Here is a 14,047-nt window from a genome sequence, read left to right on the forward strand (position 1 = left end):
CGGACCCCTGCCCGGACACTTTCGAGCGCGCCGGTAGACTGCGCGTCCAGATGTCAGTCTTCAAGAAGATTCTCCGCACGGGCGAAGGTAAGAAGCTCAGGGCCCTCGAGGGCCTCGTGCCGCTCATCAACGACCTCGAGCCCGAAGTCACACCCCTCACCGACGCCGAACTGCGCGCCAAGACCGACGAGTTCCGCAACAGGCTCGCCGACGGCGAGGAGCTCGACGACATTCTCGTCGAGGCCTTCGCCGTCGTGCGCGAGGCCGCGACGCGTGTCCTCGGTCAGCGCCACTACGACGTCCAGCTGATGGGCGGTGCGGCCCTGCACTTCGGGTGGGTCGCCGAGATGAAGACGGGTGAGGGCAAGACCCTCGTGTCCACGCTGCCCGTGTATCTCAACGGTCTGTCCGGCAAGGGCGTCCACGTCGTCACGGTCAACGACTACCTGGCCGCGCGTGACGCCCAGTGGATGGGCGAGGTCCACCAGTTCCTCGGGCTGAGCGTCGGGATCATCGTGCCCGGCAACCGTGACCCCCAGTTCAAGCGGGAGCAGTACACCTCCGACATCACCTACGGCACCAACAACGAACTCGGCTTCGACTATCTGCGCGACAACATGGCGCTCGCCCGTTCCCGACAGGTGCAGCGAGGCCACAACTTCTGCATCGTCGACGAGATCGACTCGATCCTCATCGACGAGGCCCGGACCCCCCTGATCATCTCGGGGCGCCTGGCTGACGCCGCGCAGACCTACTACACGTTCGCCTCCATCGTGCGTAGCCTCCAGCGTGACGTCCACTACGACGTCGACGAGGAGAAGCGCATCGTCGCGCCGGTGGAGGAGGGCATCCACGCCGTCGAGCGGGCGCTCGGCATCGAGAACCTCTACGACTCGGTCCAGTCCAACTACGTGCACCAACTCGGGGTCGCCCTCAAGGCCAAGGAGTTGTACAAGCGCGACAAGGACTACATCGTCACCAACGGCGAGGTGAAGATCGTCGACGAGTTCACGGGTCGCGTGCTCGAGGGTCGACGCTGGTCCGACGGGCTGCACCAGGCGGTGGAGGCCAAAGAGGGCGTCAAGATCAAAGACGAGAACCAGACGCTCGCCACGATCACCCTGCAGAACTACTTCCGTCTCTACGACAAGCTCGCCGGCATGACCGGTACGGCCGAGACCGAAGCGGCCGAGTTCCACGGCACCTACGGCCTGCACGTCGTGCCCATCCCGACCAACAGGCCGCTGGCGCGAGATGACCGCGACGACGTCATCTACCGCAGCGAGGACTCCAAGTTCGACGCGGTCGCCGACGACCTCGCCGAGCGCTACGAGGTCGGCCAGCCCGTGCTGGTCGGAACGATCTCGGTGGAGAAGAGCGAGAAGCTCGGCCGCCTGCTCGACCAGCGCGGCATCCCCCATGAGGTCCTCAACGCGAAACAGCACGCCCGTGAGGCCGACATCGTCGCGCAGGCAGGTCGGCTCCACTCGGTGACGGTCGCCACGAACATGGCCGGACGCGGCGTCGACATCATCCTCGGCGGCAACCCCGAGGCGCTCGCCGGTCGCGATCTCACCGCCGAGGGCCTGGCCCCGGACAGCGAGGAGGGCCAGGCCCGACTCGCGGACCTGCTCGCGAAGTACGAGCCCGAATGCGAAGAGGAGGGCAAGGTCGTCCGCGAGCTCGGCGGCCTCTACGTGCTCGCCACCGAGCGGCACGACAGCCGCCGGATCGACAACCAGCTGCGTGGCCGGTCCGGCCGCCAGGGCGATCCGGGAGCGAGCCGCTTCTACATCTCGCTCGAGGACGAGCTGATGCGGATCTTCGCGACCGGTGCCATGAACTGGGTGATGGGTAAGTCCCTGCCCGACGACACGCCGATCGAGTCGAAGATGGTCACCAAGGCCGTGGAGCGGGCCCAGAACACCGTCGAGCAGAAGAACGCGGAGAGTCGCAAGCGCGTCCTCGAGTACGACGAGGTGATGAACGAGCAGCGCAAGGTCATCTACAAGCGCCGCGACCAGATCCTCGACGGCGCCAACCTGCGCGACGAGGCGCTCGAGTACCTCGCCGACGCCATCGATTCCACCATCCGGGCCTCGTGCATCTCCGAGAACGCCGAGGACTGGGATCTGGACACGCTCCTCGCTGAGGTCGCCAACCTCTGGCCGAGCGAACTCGACGTGGACGATCTCGTCGCAGCCGACTCCACGGACGAGATCTACGACGTCCTGATGGGTGAGGCGACGGCTGTCTACGAAGCACGCGAGGGCGACATCGGCGAAGAGGCCATGCGGGCCATCGAGCGTCAGGTGATGTTGCGCATCATCGACCAGCGTTGGCGCGAGCACCTCTACGAGATGGATTACCTCAAGGACGGCATCCATCTGCGGGCGATGGGCCAGAAGGATCCACTCACGGAGTGGCAGCGCGAAGGCTTCGAGATGTTCGGAGCGATGATGGACAACATCGCGCGGGACTTCGTCACCTACGTGATGCGCGTCCAGGTCAAGATCGAAGAGAAGGCCACCGCCGAGTCCGACAGCGGCGACGCCGACGGCACAGGCGACGCCACGGGCGTCACCGAGTCGGGTCCGGTGGAGCCCAGCCGGGCCCCCAGCACGGCCGCCAGGGCGACCGAACAGGCGGCCGCCCAGGTGGCCGAGGAGACCGGTCCCAAGCTCATCGAGGAGAACCAGCAGGCGTCGCACACGCCGGTGGTCAAGTCCGACTGGGACAAGACGCCGCGCAACGCGCCGTGTCCGTGCGGCTCGGGCAAGAAGTTCAAGCACTGCCACGGTGGCGGCTGAGGGTGACGCTCGCTGAGCACAGCGCCACCGTCACCGACCTGCGGCGACGCCTCAGCGACGCCAACCGGTACCTGCGGATCGACGAGTTGCGCGAACGCCAGCCCGAGTTGGCCGAGGAGGCCGCCCGCCCCGATCTCTGGGACGACGCGGACGAGGCCCGACGGGTCACCACCGAGCTGTCGGTGATCACCGAGGACGTCGAACTCCACGACGACCTGGAAGCACGCATCGACGACGTCGCCATGCTGCTCGAGCTCGGGCTCGAGGAGGGCGACGAATCGGTCGAGGCTGAGATCTCCCAGGCGGTCCGCGCGCTGTCGGAGGTCCTCGACGCCCTCGAGCTGCGGGCGCTGTTCTCCGGCGAGCACGACGAGCACGACGCCGTGTGCCACATCCAGTCCGGTGAGGGCGGCACCGACGCCCAGGACTGGGCCGAGATGCTGTTGCGCATGTACCTGCGTTGGGCCGAACGCCGGGGCTTCACCGTGGAACTCGACGCCGTTCAGGCCGGTACCGAGGCGGGTATCTCCTCCGCGGAGTTCATCGTCAGGGGCCGCCACGCCTACGGCCTCCTGCAGTCCGAGCACGGGGTCCACCGGCTCGTGCGCATGTCGCCGTTCAACAAGGACGCCAAACGCCAGACAGCGTTCGCGTCGATGCAGGTCGTGCCGTTCTTCGAGGACCTTTCCAACGAGATCGACATCGACGAGACCGAGCTTCGGATCGACACCTACAGGTCATCGGGCGCCGGGGGCCAGCACGTCAACGTGACGGACTCGGCGGTGCGCATCACCCATCTCCCGACGGGGATCGTCGTGTCGTGCCAGAACGAGCGCAGCCAGCATCAGAACAAGGACCGGGCGATGCAGATGCTGGCATCCAAGCTCCTCGACCTGGAGCGCAAGAAGCGTGACGACGAGATCGCCGAGATCGCCGGCGAGTCCAAGCGCGTCGGATTCGGAAGCCAGATCCGGTCCTATGTCCTGCAGCCGTACCAGATGGTCAAGGACCTGCGGACCGAGTACGAGACCGGCAACGTCGACGCCGTTCTCGACGGTGACATCGAGGACTTCCTGGAAGCCTGGTTGCGCTGGCGGGGCTGAGCGCGGTGGGCCGTGGGGATGACACAGAACGCCGGGATGCCCCTGATACTGTGAGCCCGCTCCCACCGTCGGCCACCTGGTTCCGCCGGAGGGAAACCGCATCTCTCAGAGGCCTCATCGACGCGCCATGATCAAGCTCGACAACGTCACGAAGGTGTACAAGGGCGAGGTCCTCGCCCTCCACCAGATCAGTTGTGAGATCGGCAAGGGCGAGTTCGTGTTCCTCGTCGGTCCCTCGGGTTCGGGGAAGTCGACGTTCATCCGCCTCCTGAACAAGGAGGAGACGCCCGACGCGGGTGCGATCTTCGTCGCCGGCAAGGACATCGGTGCGCTGTCGCGGATGAAGGTGCCCTATCTGCGCCGCAACATCGGGTGCATCTTCCAGGACTTCAAGTTGCTCCCCAACAAGACGGTCGCGCAGAACGTCGCCTTCGCGCTCGAGGTCATCGGTCGGCCCAAGCACGTGATCCGCAGTCAGGTGCCGGCGATCCTCGAGCTGGTCGGCCTGACGAAGAAGACGAACAACTACCCCGACGAGCTCTCCGGCGGTGAACAGCAGCGGGTCTCGATCGCCCGTGCCTTCGTGAACCGGCCCCTGATCCTGCTCGCGGACGAGCCGACGGGGAACCTCGACCCGGCGACGTCGGTGGGGATCATGCGCCTGCTGGACCGCATCAACAAGACGGGGACCACCGTCGTGATGGCGACCCACGACCGTGGCATCGTCGACACCATGCGGCGCAGGGTCATCGAGTTGGACCGCGGTGCGCTCGTGCGCGATCAGGCACGCGGGGTCTACGAGTAGCCATGCGACTCACCTACGTCTTCCGTGAGACCGGCGGGAACCTCCGCCGGAACTTCACCCTCTTCCTCGCCACCGTCGTCGCGGTGTGGATCTCCCTCGCCTTGTTCGGTTCGTCGCTGCTGGTGCGCGACGGGGTGGACCAGGCGACGGGTCGTTGGCGTGACGGCGTCGAGTTCATCGTCTTCATGAACGTCGAGGCCGATCCCACCCAGCACGAGGCGATGGTCCAGTCCCTCGACGAGAACCCCGAGGTGCAGAGCTGGTTCTTCGTCGATCAGGACGCGACGTTCATCGAGTTCCAGGACGAGTTCGCCGACAGTCCCGAACTGCTCGAATCGATACAGCCGGGTGACCTGCCGCCCTCGTACCGCGTGCGGCCGACGTCGACCGACGCCGACGTGGTCGAATCGCTCGTCTCCCAGTTCGACCTCAAGCCGGGCGTGCGGGAAGTGGTGGCGTCCACGGAGATCATCAGGTCCCTCGAGGACACGTCACGGGACTTCTCCCTGTTGATGCTCGTGGCGTCGATCATCGTGCTCGTCGCGTCGGTGCTGTTGATCTTCAACACGATCCGGACGGCCATCTTCGCCCGCCGCCGTGACATCGAGGTCATGAAGCTCGTCGGCGCGTCCAACTGGTACATCCGCGTCCCGTTCATGGTGGAGGGGACCGTCCAGGGGCTCGTGGGCGCGGCCGCGGCCATCCCGGTCCTGTTCGTCGTCAACAATCTCTTCGAGGGTTTCGTCCGCAACGACGAACTGGCGCTGCTGCGGGACTTCGCGCTCGAGAGTTCCGTCGTCTGGGAGAAGGCGTACATCGTCTTGTTGCTCGGAGGTCTGATCGGCGCGGTCGGGTCTGCGTTCGCCGTCGGCCGCTTCCTGGACGTCTGAGTCGTGCGGACGTTCAGCGCCGCCCTTCTCCTCGCTCTCCTCGCTCTTGTGGCCACGGGCTGTTTCGGCGGTGGTGGCGACGACGACCTGTTCCCCGACGTCGTGTCGGCGACCCTCGTGCCCGGGGGCGGTGACTCGTTCACGGCGACCGTGACGATCTCCTCGCCCTACGACTCGGACTCGCGCTATGCGGACGGATGGCGGATCCTCGGACCCGACGACGAGGTCATCATCGAGACGGAGTTGGCCCACGACCACGCGGACGAACAGCCCTTCACCCGCTCATCGGGCGGATTCGTGATCCCCGACGACATCACCGAGGTCACGTTCCAGGGCCGCGACATCGAAAGTGGCTGGGGCGGCGGGACCCTCACGGTGCCGGTTCCGGGACGCAACTGAGCGTTCGAGAGGCGCGCGCTAGCCTCGCACCAGAGACGGACACGACGGCGAAGGGACGGACGATGCCACACGAGGTACGCGGGGTGATCGCGAGGGCCAAGGGCGCCCCGGTCGGGATCGAGACGATCGTCGTGCCCGACCCCGGCCCGGGCGAAGTGGTCGTCGATATCCAGGCATGCGGTGTCTGCCACACGGACCTCCACTACCGCGAGGGCGGCATCAACGACGAGTTCCCGTTCCTGTTGGGGCACGAGGCCGCCGGGCTCGTCGCCGAGGTCGGTGAGGGCGTGAGCGAGGTCGCCGTCGGGGACTTCGTGATCCTCAACTGGCGGGCGGTGTGCGGTGAGTGCCGGTCGTGTCGCCGTGGCCGCCCGTGGCTGTGCTTCGCCACTCACAACGCCGCTCAGGCGATGACCCTGACCGACGGCACGCCGTTGTCCCCGGCGCTGGGGATCGGGGCCTTCGCAGAGAAGACCCTCGTCGCCGCGGGCCAGGCCACCAAGGTGGACCCCGCAGCGAAGCCCGAGGCCGCCGGACTGCTGGGCTGTGGAGTGATGGCCGGGCTCGGCGCGGCGATGAACACCGGCGAAGTCGGCCGGGGTGATTCCGTCGCCGTCTTCGGCTGCGGAGGAGTGGGCGACGCAGCGATCGAAGGTGCGCGCCTCGCGGGTGCGTCGACCATCATCGCCGTCGACATCGACGACGGAAAGCTCGAGTGGGCGAGGAACTTCGGCGCGACCCACACCGTCAACTCCTCGGCGACCGACCCGGTCGAGGCGATCCGGGCTCTCACCGGGGGCAACGGTGTGGACGTCGCGATCGAGGCCATCGGACTCCCGGAGACCTACAAGCAGGCCTTCGAGGCCCGTGATCTGGCCGGCACCGTCGTGCTGGTGGGTGTACCCCGACCGGACATGACGCTCGAGTTGCCGTTCCTCGACGTGTTCGGCCGGGGAGGCGCACTCAAGTCGTCGTGGTACGGCGACTGTCTGCCGGCCCGTGACTTCCCCATGCTCATCGACCTCTACCTGCAGGGGCGGTTGAACCTCGACGGGTTCGTGTCCGAGACCATCTCCCTCGAGGACGTCGAGGAGGCCTTCCACAAGATGGAACGGGGCGAGGTCCTGCGGTCGGTCGTGGTCCTGTGATCGGCCACGTCGTCACATCCGGGGTCTTCTCACTGGACGGGCAGGACTTCGACGTCACCAACAACATCTGGGTCGTCGGCGACGACCGCGATGTCATCGTCGTCGATGCCGCCCACGACCACCGTCCGATTCTCGAAGCGATCGGGGGGCGCAACCTCGTCGCGATCGTCTGCACCCATGCCCACAACGACCACATCAACGCGGCCGCAGAGCTCGCCGAGGCCGCGGACGCGCCCATCTGGTTGCATCCGGACGACACGATGCTGTGGGAGGCCGTGTATCCCGACCGCAGGGTGGACGCGTCGCTCGCCGACGGGCAGACACTCACTGTGGGCACTGCGAACCTGCGGGTGATCCACACGCCCGGCCACTCACCGGGCGGTGTGTGTCTCCACATGCCCTCCGAGAGCGTCGTCTTCTCCGGGGACACGCTCTTCAACGGGGGTCCGGGAGCCACCGGGCGCTCGTTCTCCGACCGTGGTCAGATCATCGAGTCGATCGAGGCGAGACTGCTGACGCTTCCCCCGGACACCCTCGTGCACACCGGGCACGGCGACTCGACGAGGATCGGCGACGAGGCCGCCCACCTCGACGAATGGAAAGCCGAGGGCTGAGGGTCGACTCAGGCCCCACCCGACAGCGGGAGGTCGACGACGATCTCGCCGTCGACTTCTCTGCATGGGAACACGTCGACGTCGCCCTTGCGGTCCCGCCTTCCGTTCATCGCGACCTTCCACCCGTCCCCGTCGGGTCCGAAGCGCCACAGGTGGGTGAGACAGACCAGTTCCTCGCCGTCGACGACACCTTCGCCACCGAGGTGACTCCACTGGTGCGGGCAGCGGGCCTCCATCACGCAGGGTCGCCCCGACGCGCTTCTCCACACGACGAGGTCGAGGCCGTCCGCGGAGGCTTCGACTATCTGACCCGGCTCGAGGCGGGTGGCGTCGGCGACGGCGAGCTCGCGTGTGGGAGGGGTGTCGGGGGTGTCCACGACGTGGGAGTCTAGGGACGTGGCCGCATCCCACGACCTGGTGATCCGCAACGCGACGATCGTCGACGGGTCGGGCGCGCCGGCCTTCCAGGGGCACATCGCCGTCGACGGCGAGATGATCACGACCGTCGCCGCCCATGGCGGAGGCGACGATCCCGGCCGCGGGCACCGCGAGATCGACGCGGACGGACGCCTGGTCACACCGGGGTTCGTGGACATCCACACCCACTACGACGCACAGGCCACCTGGGATCCCGAGCTCACCCCGTCAGGCTGGCACGGTGTGACGACCGTCGTGATGGGCAACTGCGGCGTCGGTTTCGCACCGGTCGAGCCGCACCGTCGGGACTGGCTGATCGGGCTCATGGAGGGCGTCGAGGACATCCCCGGCGCGGCGATGCACGATGGGATCCGCTGGGAGTGGGAGACGTTCGAGGAGTACCTCGACGCTCTCGACGCGCGTCGCTGGGTCGCCGACGTCGGCACTCAGGTCCCCCATGGCGCGCTGCGCGCCTACGTGATGGGGGAGCGGGGGGCGGCGAACGAGGCGGCCACGCCGGGGGACATCGCGACGATGGCCGAGCTGACGCAGCGGGCTCTGCGGGCCGGCGCCCTCGGGTTCTCGACCTCACGGACTCCGTTGCACAAGGCCGCTGACGGCGAGTTCGTGCCCGGGACGTTCGCCGCGCCTGAGGAGCTGCTGGCGATCGGCGGCGCGATCAGTGCGGCGGGCCACGGCGTGTTCCAGGCCGCACTGCACCACCCCGACGCGCCCGGCGCCTTCGAGTGGATGACCGAGCTGGCGCGCCGGTCGGGGGCACGCGTCACGTTCAACCTGAACCAGCCCGATGACGCCCCGGACCTGTGGCGAACCGACCTCGATCTCATCGAGCGGGCGGTCGCCTCGGGTGCCGACGTGCGCGCGCAGGTCGCCGGTCGGCCCGTCGGGATCCTGATGGCATGGGACGCGACGGCCAATCCGTTCGCCCTGCGACCTTCGTGGGGGGAGGTCGCCTCGCTCGCCCCCGTCGACCGGCGGGCAAAGCTCGCCGACCCGACCTACCGTCGGCGGCTGATCGACGAGACCCCGGTGGACCTCGGCGAGTTCCTGGCCTTCATCACGTCGAGCTGGTCGAAGATGTGGATCGTCACCGATGGCTTCGACTACGAGCCCGACCCGTCGGGCACCGTGGCGGCGATCGCCGAAGAGCAGCGACGGCCACCGGCGGAGGTGGCCTACGACGCGCTGTGTGCCGACGACGGCCGGGGCCAGCTGTGGTTCCCGTTGTTCAACTACAGCCAGGAGAATCTCGACGTCCTCCACGATCTGCACCGCCACGACCTCACGATCATGGGACTCGCCGACGCCGGGGCTCACTGCGCGACGATCTGCGACGGTTCCATGCCGACCTTCATGATGTCCTTCTGGGCACGCGACCGACGGCGAGGTCCCACGCTCCCATTGGAGAGGGTCGTGCACCGCCAGACGCGTGCCACGGCGCTGCACTACGGCCTTGCCGACCGGGGCCTCCTCGCCGCCGGCATGAGAGCCGATCTCAACGTGATCGACGCCGACCGGATCGCGATCGGACCGGCCGAGTTGGTCTACGACCTGCCGACCGGCGCGCCGCGCTACCTCCAGGGCGCTCAGGGATACGGGGCCACGGTGTGTCGGGGCGAGGTCGTCGCCGAAGCGGATCAGGCGACCGGTGCCACTCCCGGTCGGCTCGTGCGGGGACCGCAGTCGCCCTGAGTCAGATGTCGTCTGTGAGCCAACGAACGGTCAGGTGTGGCATCTCGACCGTCGGTCGTCCGAGCGACCAGCGGTGGCCGGAGAGGATGTCCACGATCCGCTCGGCGTGGTCGGCGCCGGGGTCACGGGAGACGGCCTCGTGGAGGACCGCTCCGTCCAACCGGAGGTCGAACTCCGAGAGGTTCGCCAGCCCGACGAGGCAACCGTGGCGGGGGTGGTCTCGCACCCATGCGAGAACCCGGGTCTCCACGTCGCCGCCGGGGGCATGGACGAGGCGCGCGGTCGTCGTCCCTCCGCCGGAGAGGCCGGGTGTCTCACGTCGTGCGGCGGCGAGCGCCCGTAGCGAGCCCAGGACCCGTCCCGGGATGCTCTCGGGATCCGACTCGGCGGCGGCCGCCGCGGTCCAGTCGAGGCGCGGTCGGTGCATCCAGCGGTTGTCGTCACTGCGTCCGGGGGACTTCTCCCAGTCGTGCATGTTGAGCGACGCGATCTCATCGCCCGACCACAGCAGCGGGACGCCGCCCCAGCCATAGGTGACGGCGTGGAGCAGGATGAGGCGGCGGACGCCGTGGTCGAGGAACCGCTGTGCCGTCGTCGTCTCGCGTGTCGTCGTGGCCGATGCCAACAGGTCCAGGGCCTGTTCGATGCCGCACAGCGCCGCCGCGCTTCCCGAGGTGCGGGAGTCGCCGGTGACCGGGTTGTGCTGGAAGCGCGCACCGAGCCCGAAGCTGCCCCGGAACTCGCCGGCGTAGAACTCGTTGAGGAAGTCACGGTGGGCGGCAGCGTCGACGCCGACCGATGCTGCGTCGGCATCGCTCACGGCCCAGCCGATGTCGTCGTGGCACCGCACGTAGGTGGCCCAGGTCGTGGTGGGGGGCGGAGGCGACATCCGGGAGAGCGCCGCGTGTGCCAGGCGCGCATCACGGGTCGCGACCGAGGACCACAACATCACCATCAGCTGGTTGTTGTAGGCCATGTCGCATTCGGGTCGCCGATGTCCCTCGTGGGCCCCGAGGTACCGGACGAGTTCGTCGGGGGGCACGATGGCCTCCGCCTTGGTGATGACGGCCGGCGCGGCGATGGCGAGCACCGCGCGGTATGCCTGGAGGAGGTCGTGGACCGGGGGGAGGTTCTGACAGCCGGTGCCGATCTCCTTCCACATGAAGGGGACCGCATCGAGGCGGAGCACCTCGACACCGCGGTTGGCGAGCATCGTCATGACCGTGGCGAGTTCGACGAACACGTCGGGGTTCGAGTGGTCGAGGTCCCACTGGAAGTCGTGGAAAGTGGTCCAGACCCAGGCGCCGGCCTCGTCGGACCATGTGAAGTTCCCCGGAGCGTTGTCAGGGAAGACGTCGACCAGGGTCTCGGAGTAGAGGTCGGGAAGGGTGCGGTCCTCGAAGAAGAGGTAGAAGTCCCGGTAGTGGGGATCGCCTGCGGCGGCCGCCCGTGCCCACGGATGTTCCCGGGCCGTGTGGTTGACGACGAGGTCGATACACAGGCTCATGTGGCGGTCACGCATCGCCCCGGCGAGCTTCTCGAGGTCCTCCATCGTTCCGAGCCTCGGGTCGATCCGCTCGTAGTCCGCAACCGCGTATCCGCCGTCGTCGTCGCCGGGCCTGGGTTCGAGCACGGGGAGCAGGTGCAGGTAGGTGACGCCGAGTGACTCCAGGTGGTCGAGTTGGCCCGCGACCTCCTCGAGGGTTCCAGCGAAGCGGTCGGCGTACGCGGCGTAACCGACCATCGTGTTGTCGGCGAACCACCCGGGAGCGATTTCGCGGCGCCGGTCCAGTCGTCGCAGAGCGACCGGACGTTCCGACGCTGCCTCGACGATCACCCCGGCGATGCTCGTAACCACCTCGGTGAGGTCGGCACGCGTCGCGAAGAGACGTTCGAGAGGCTCGAAGAGGTCAGGCCAGTGGGTCTCGAATCTGGCGATGAGAGCGTCGATCTCGTCGCTCTCCATCGTGGTCATGGCGTCACGGCGGATGCCCGGAACGAGCGCCGACAGGGCCTCGGCGGCTCGTCGACGCCGTTCTGTGGCCATCGTGGGTGCGGGAGAGACGTTCTGCGACATGACGTCGGGCATGGTACCGGGCGGCCCCCGACAGCCCGGATCCGGCCTGTACCGGCAGGCTATGCGGAGCAATGAACTACCATTGTCACCATCGAGAGGCGCGACGATGATGACGTGCGCCGGGTCCGGACGGGGATCAGACGACTCGCAGGACGTACGGCGGCGATCTATCTGGTAGTCGGCTGCGCCTGGATCCTCGGATCGGATCTGTTCGTCCTCCTGACGACGGACGCCGACCGCGGCGACTTCGTCGTCAACTCCCTCAAGGGGCTCGGCTTCGTCTTCTTCACAGCGGCTGTCCTGCTCCTGGTCCTGCGTGGCTGGTCCCACAGGGTCTCGGAGGCATGGGATGCCGCCCTGGGTGAGCGTCGGCGGTTCCGTGCGCTCGTGAGCGGTTCGAGCGACGTGGTGCTGGTCCTCGCCGACGACGGTGTGATCAGCTACGCCAGTCCTGCCGTCACCTCGGTCCTCGGATGGGCGAGCGATGAGATAGTCGGCCAGCCGATAGCGGAACTCCTCCATCCTGACGACGTGCACTCCGCGTTCGGGTTCTGGGAGTCGGTCAGGTCCGGGAGCGCCTCGTCGGACCGCTTCCGCTCCCGCTTCTGCACCTCGACGGGTCGCTTCCGCCACATGGAAATGGCGGCGGCCGACATGCGCGCCGAGGCGTCGGTGGGTGGCATCGTCCTCAATGCCCGGGACGTCTCGCCCCGGGTCGAGGCCGAGCAGCGTCTCGAAGACGCCCTCCACTACGACTTCGTGACCGGGCTGGCGAACCGGGGCCGTTTCCTGGAGGAACTCCACGGAGCGTCCCGGGTGGTCCGGGAAAGCGATTCCCTCGCGCTCCTCGTCGTAGACCTCGATCGTTTCGTCGAGATCAACGAGGAGGTGGGGCGCACCAACGGTGACGCGGTGCTCATGGAGGTCGGCCGACGTCTGGGTGAGGCGACTGACCCCGTGGCACTCGGACGAATCGGCGGCGACGAGTTCGGGTTGGCCGTCCCGCTCGACGCCTCCGCTGGTGGCGATCTCCGAGCCGAGGCCATGCGGTGCGCATCCCGGGTGGCCGAGGCGATCGCCGAGCCACTCGAGATCGGCGGCGTCCGTCTCCGACTCTCAACGTCGATCGGCGTCGCGCTGATCGGCGCTCACGGCGACCCGGACGCCGCTCTCGCTGCGGCAGAGGCGAGCTTGCATTCGGCCCGGACCCACCCCGAGCGCATCGCAGTGGCAGCTGAGGGAAAGCACCGCGTTGGTAAGGCCAGGGCGTCGACCATCGTCTCGGAGCTCCGGGACGCCATCGAGCGTGGAGAACTCGAGGTCCACTACCAGCCCCAGTGCGCGTTGGACTCGGGCGCAGTCGTGGGTGCGGAGGCACTGGTGCGGTGGCCCCACCCCACGCGGGGGATGCTCACGCCGGGAGCGTTCCTGCCCTTCGCCGAGGCGCACGGCCTTCAGGGCGCAATCACCCGAGTGTGCCTCGACGACGCGGCGCGCCGATGCGTCGAATGGAACGGGGACGGCCACCCGATGAAGGTGTCGGTGAACCTGTCGCTGTCGGACTTCCGCCGAGATTCGATCGTCGACGAGGTCCTCGCCGCGCTGGAGCGCCACGGCGCCTCTGCGGAACTGTTCGGCCTCGAGCTCACCGAGCACACGCTTCTGGCCGAGCCCGATGTCTCGCTGGGCGCCATGAGGCGGTTGCGGGATGCCGGTCTGCATCTCAGCATCGACGACTTCGGGACGGGGTATTCGTCGATCGCCCACCTGCGGATGCTGCCCGTCGACGAGATGAAGATCGACCGATCGTTCGTCGCCGCGGTCACCAAGAACGAGGTGGATCAGGCGATCGTCTCGGCACTGATCGGCCTGGGTCATCGTCTGGGGTTGTCGATCGTCGCCGAGGGAATCGAGGATCCAGTCGTTGTCCAGCGGTTGCGAAAAGAGGGATGCGACGTCGGTCAGGGTTTCCTGTTCGGTCGTCCGACGCTCCCGGGCGACTTCACTCGTGAAGCGTTCGGCCGATGGGTTCCCGAATCGGCGGCTTCCAGTCTCAACTGATCCGCCTCGT

General features: G+C 67.8%; 11 protein-coding genes. 9 read left to right on the forward strand and 2 right to left on the reverse strand.

The genetic code is table 11. The features are described 5' to 3' along the window. Nucleotides 1-50 precede the first annotated feature (50 nt). The 7 genes from secA to RIE08_08470 all read left to right on the forward strand — a co-directional run bounded on the left by secA (nucleotide 51) and on the right by RIE08_08470 (nucleotide 7,769). On the forward strand, nucleotides 51-2,810 hold the full coding sequence (gene secA, locus RIE08_08440) for a preprotein translocase subunit SecA (protein ID MEQ8717629.1): 2,760 nt from the start codon (nucleotides 51-53) through the stop codon (nucleotides 2,808-2,810). Between the two features lie 2 nt (nucleotides 2,811-2,812). Next, nucleotides 2,813-3,913 carry a peptide chain release factor 2 gene (gene prfB, locus RIE08_08445; protein MEQ8717630.1) on the forward strand — a complete coding sequence of 367 codons (1,101 nt, stop codon included), beginning with the start codon at nucleotides 2,813-2,815 and terminating at the stop codon, nucleotides 3,911-3,913. 127 nt (nucleotides 3,914-4,040) lie between these two features. Then, on the forward strand, nucleotides 4,041-4,718 hold the full coding sequence (ftsE, locus tag RIE08_08450; protein MEQ8717631.1) for a cell division ATP-binding protein FtsE: 678 nt from the start codon (nucleotides 4,041-4,043) through the stop codon (nucleotides 4,716-4,718). 2 nt (nucleotides 4,719-4,720) lie between these two features. Continuing rightward, nucleotides 4,721-5,608 carry a permease-like cell division protein FtsX gene (locus RIE08_08455; protein ID MEQ8717632.1) on the forward strand — a complete coding sequence of 296 codons (888 nt, stop codon included), beginning with the start codon at nucleotides 4,721-4,723 and terminating at the stop codon, nucleotides 5,606-5,608. Between the two features lie 3 nt (nucleotides 5,609-5,611). Continuing rightward, complete coding sequence (locus RIE08_08460) at nucleotides 5,612-6,007, forward strand: hypothetical protein (protein MEQ8717633.1); 396 nt, start codon at nucleotides 5,612-5,614, stop codon at nucleotides 6,005-6,007. Nucleotides 6,008-6,069: 62 nt separating this feature from the next. After that, nucleotides 6,070-7,155 (forward strand): S-(hydroxymethyl)mycothiol dehydrogenase, encoded by a 1,086-nt coding sequence (locus RIE08_08465; GenBank protein ID MEQ8717634.1) that lies wholly within the window; start codon nucleotides 6,070-6,072, stop codon nucleotides 7,153-7,155. Beyond that, nucleotides 7,152-7,769, forward strand: a complete 618-nt coding sequence (locus tag RIE08_08470) for an MBL fold metallo-hydrolase (GenBank protein MEQ8717635.1) — start codon at nucleotides 7,152-7,154, stop codon at nucleotides 7,767-7,769. The genes RIE08_08465 and RIE08_08470 overlap by 4 nt, the downstream gene beginning before the upstream one ends. Nucleotides 7,770-7,777: 8 nt before the next feature. On the opposite strand, the gene RIE08_08475 is transcribed toward RIE08_08470, so the two are convergent. Further along, nucleotides 7,778-8,146 carry a Rieske 2Fe-2S domain-containing protein gene (locus RIE08_08475; protein ID MEQ8717636.1) on the reverse strand — a complete coding sequence of 123 codons (369 nt, stop codon included), beginning with the start codon at nucleotides 8,144-8,146 and terminating at the stop codon, nucleotides 7,778-7,780. Nucleotides 8,147-8,165: 19 nt separating this feature from the next. On the opposite strand from RIE08_08475, the gene RIE08_08480 reads away from it, so the two are divergent. After that, the gene (locus RIE08_08480) at nucleotides 8,166-9,899 is read left to right on the forward strand and encodes an amidohydrolase family protein (protein ID MEQ8717637.1); all 1,734 of its coding nucleotides are present in this window, start codon (nucleotides 8,166-8,168) and stop codon (nucleotides 9,897-9,899) included. 1 nt (nucleotide 9,900) lies between these two features. On the opposite strand, the gene RIE08_08485 is transcribed toward RIE08_08480, so the two are convergent. Further along, entirely contained in the window at nucleotides 9,901-11,976 is a 2,076-nt protein-coding gene (locus tag RIE08_08485) for an alpha-amylase family protein (protein MEQ8717638.1), read from the reverse strand. Nucleotides 11,977-12,090: 114 nt separating this feature from the next. Between RIE08_08485 and RIE08_08490 the strand changes: the two genes are divergently transcribed. Further along, nucleotides 12,091-14,037, forward strand: a complete 1,947-nt coding sequence (locus tag RIE08_08490; protein MEQ8717639.1) for an EAL domain-containing protein — start codon at nucleotides 12,091-12,093, stop codon at nucleotides 14,035-14,037. Nucleotides 14,038-14,047: the final 10 nt, after the last annotated feature.

The sequence above is a fragment of the Acidimicrobiales bacterium genome (assembly GCA_040219085.1).
Lineage (GTDB): Bacteria > Actinomycetota > Acidimicrobiia > Acidimicrobiales > JAVJTC01 > JAVJTC01.

What these genes read in the sequence shown, in the direction of transcription:
- secA (MEQ8717629.1), top strand. Translation starts at nt 51, where the DNA reads ATGTCAGTCTTCAAGAAGATTCTCCGCACGGGCGAAGGTAAGAAGCTC.
- ftsE (MEQ8717631.1), top strand. Translation starts at nt 4,041, where the DNA reads ATGATCAAGCTCGACAACGTCACGAAGGTGTACAAGGGCGAGGTCCTC.
- RIE08_08455 (MEQ8717632.1), top strand. Translation starts at nt 4,721, where the DNA reads ATGCGACTCACCTACGTCTTCCGTGAGACCGGCGGGAACCTCCGCCGG.
- RIE08_08465 (MEQ8717634.1), top strand. Translation starts at nt 6,070, where the DNA reads ATGCCACACGAGGTACGCGGGGTGATCGCGAGGGCCAAGGGCGCCCCG.
- RIE08_08485 (MEQ8717638.1), bottom strand. Translation starts at nt 11,976, where the DNA reads ATGTCGCAGAACGTCTCTCCCGCACCCACGATGGCCACAGAACGGCGT.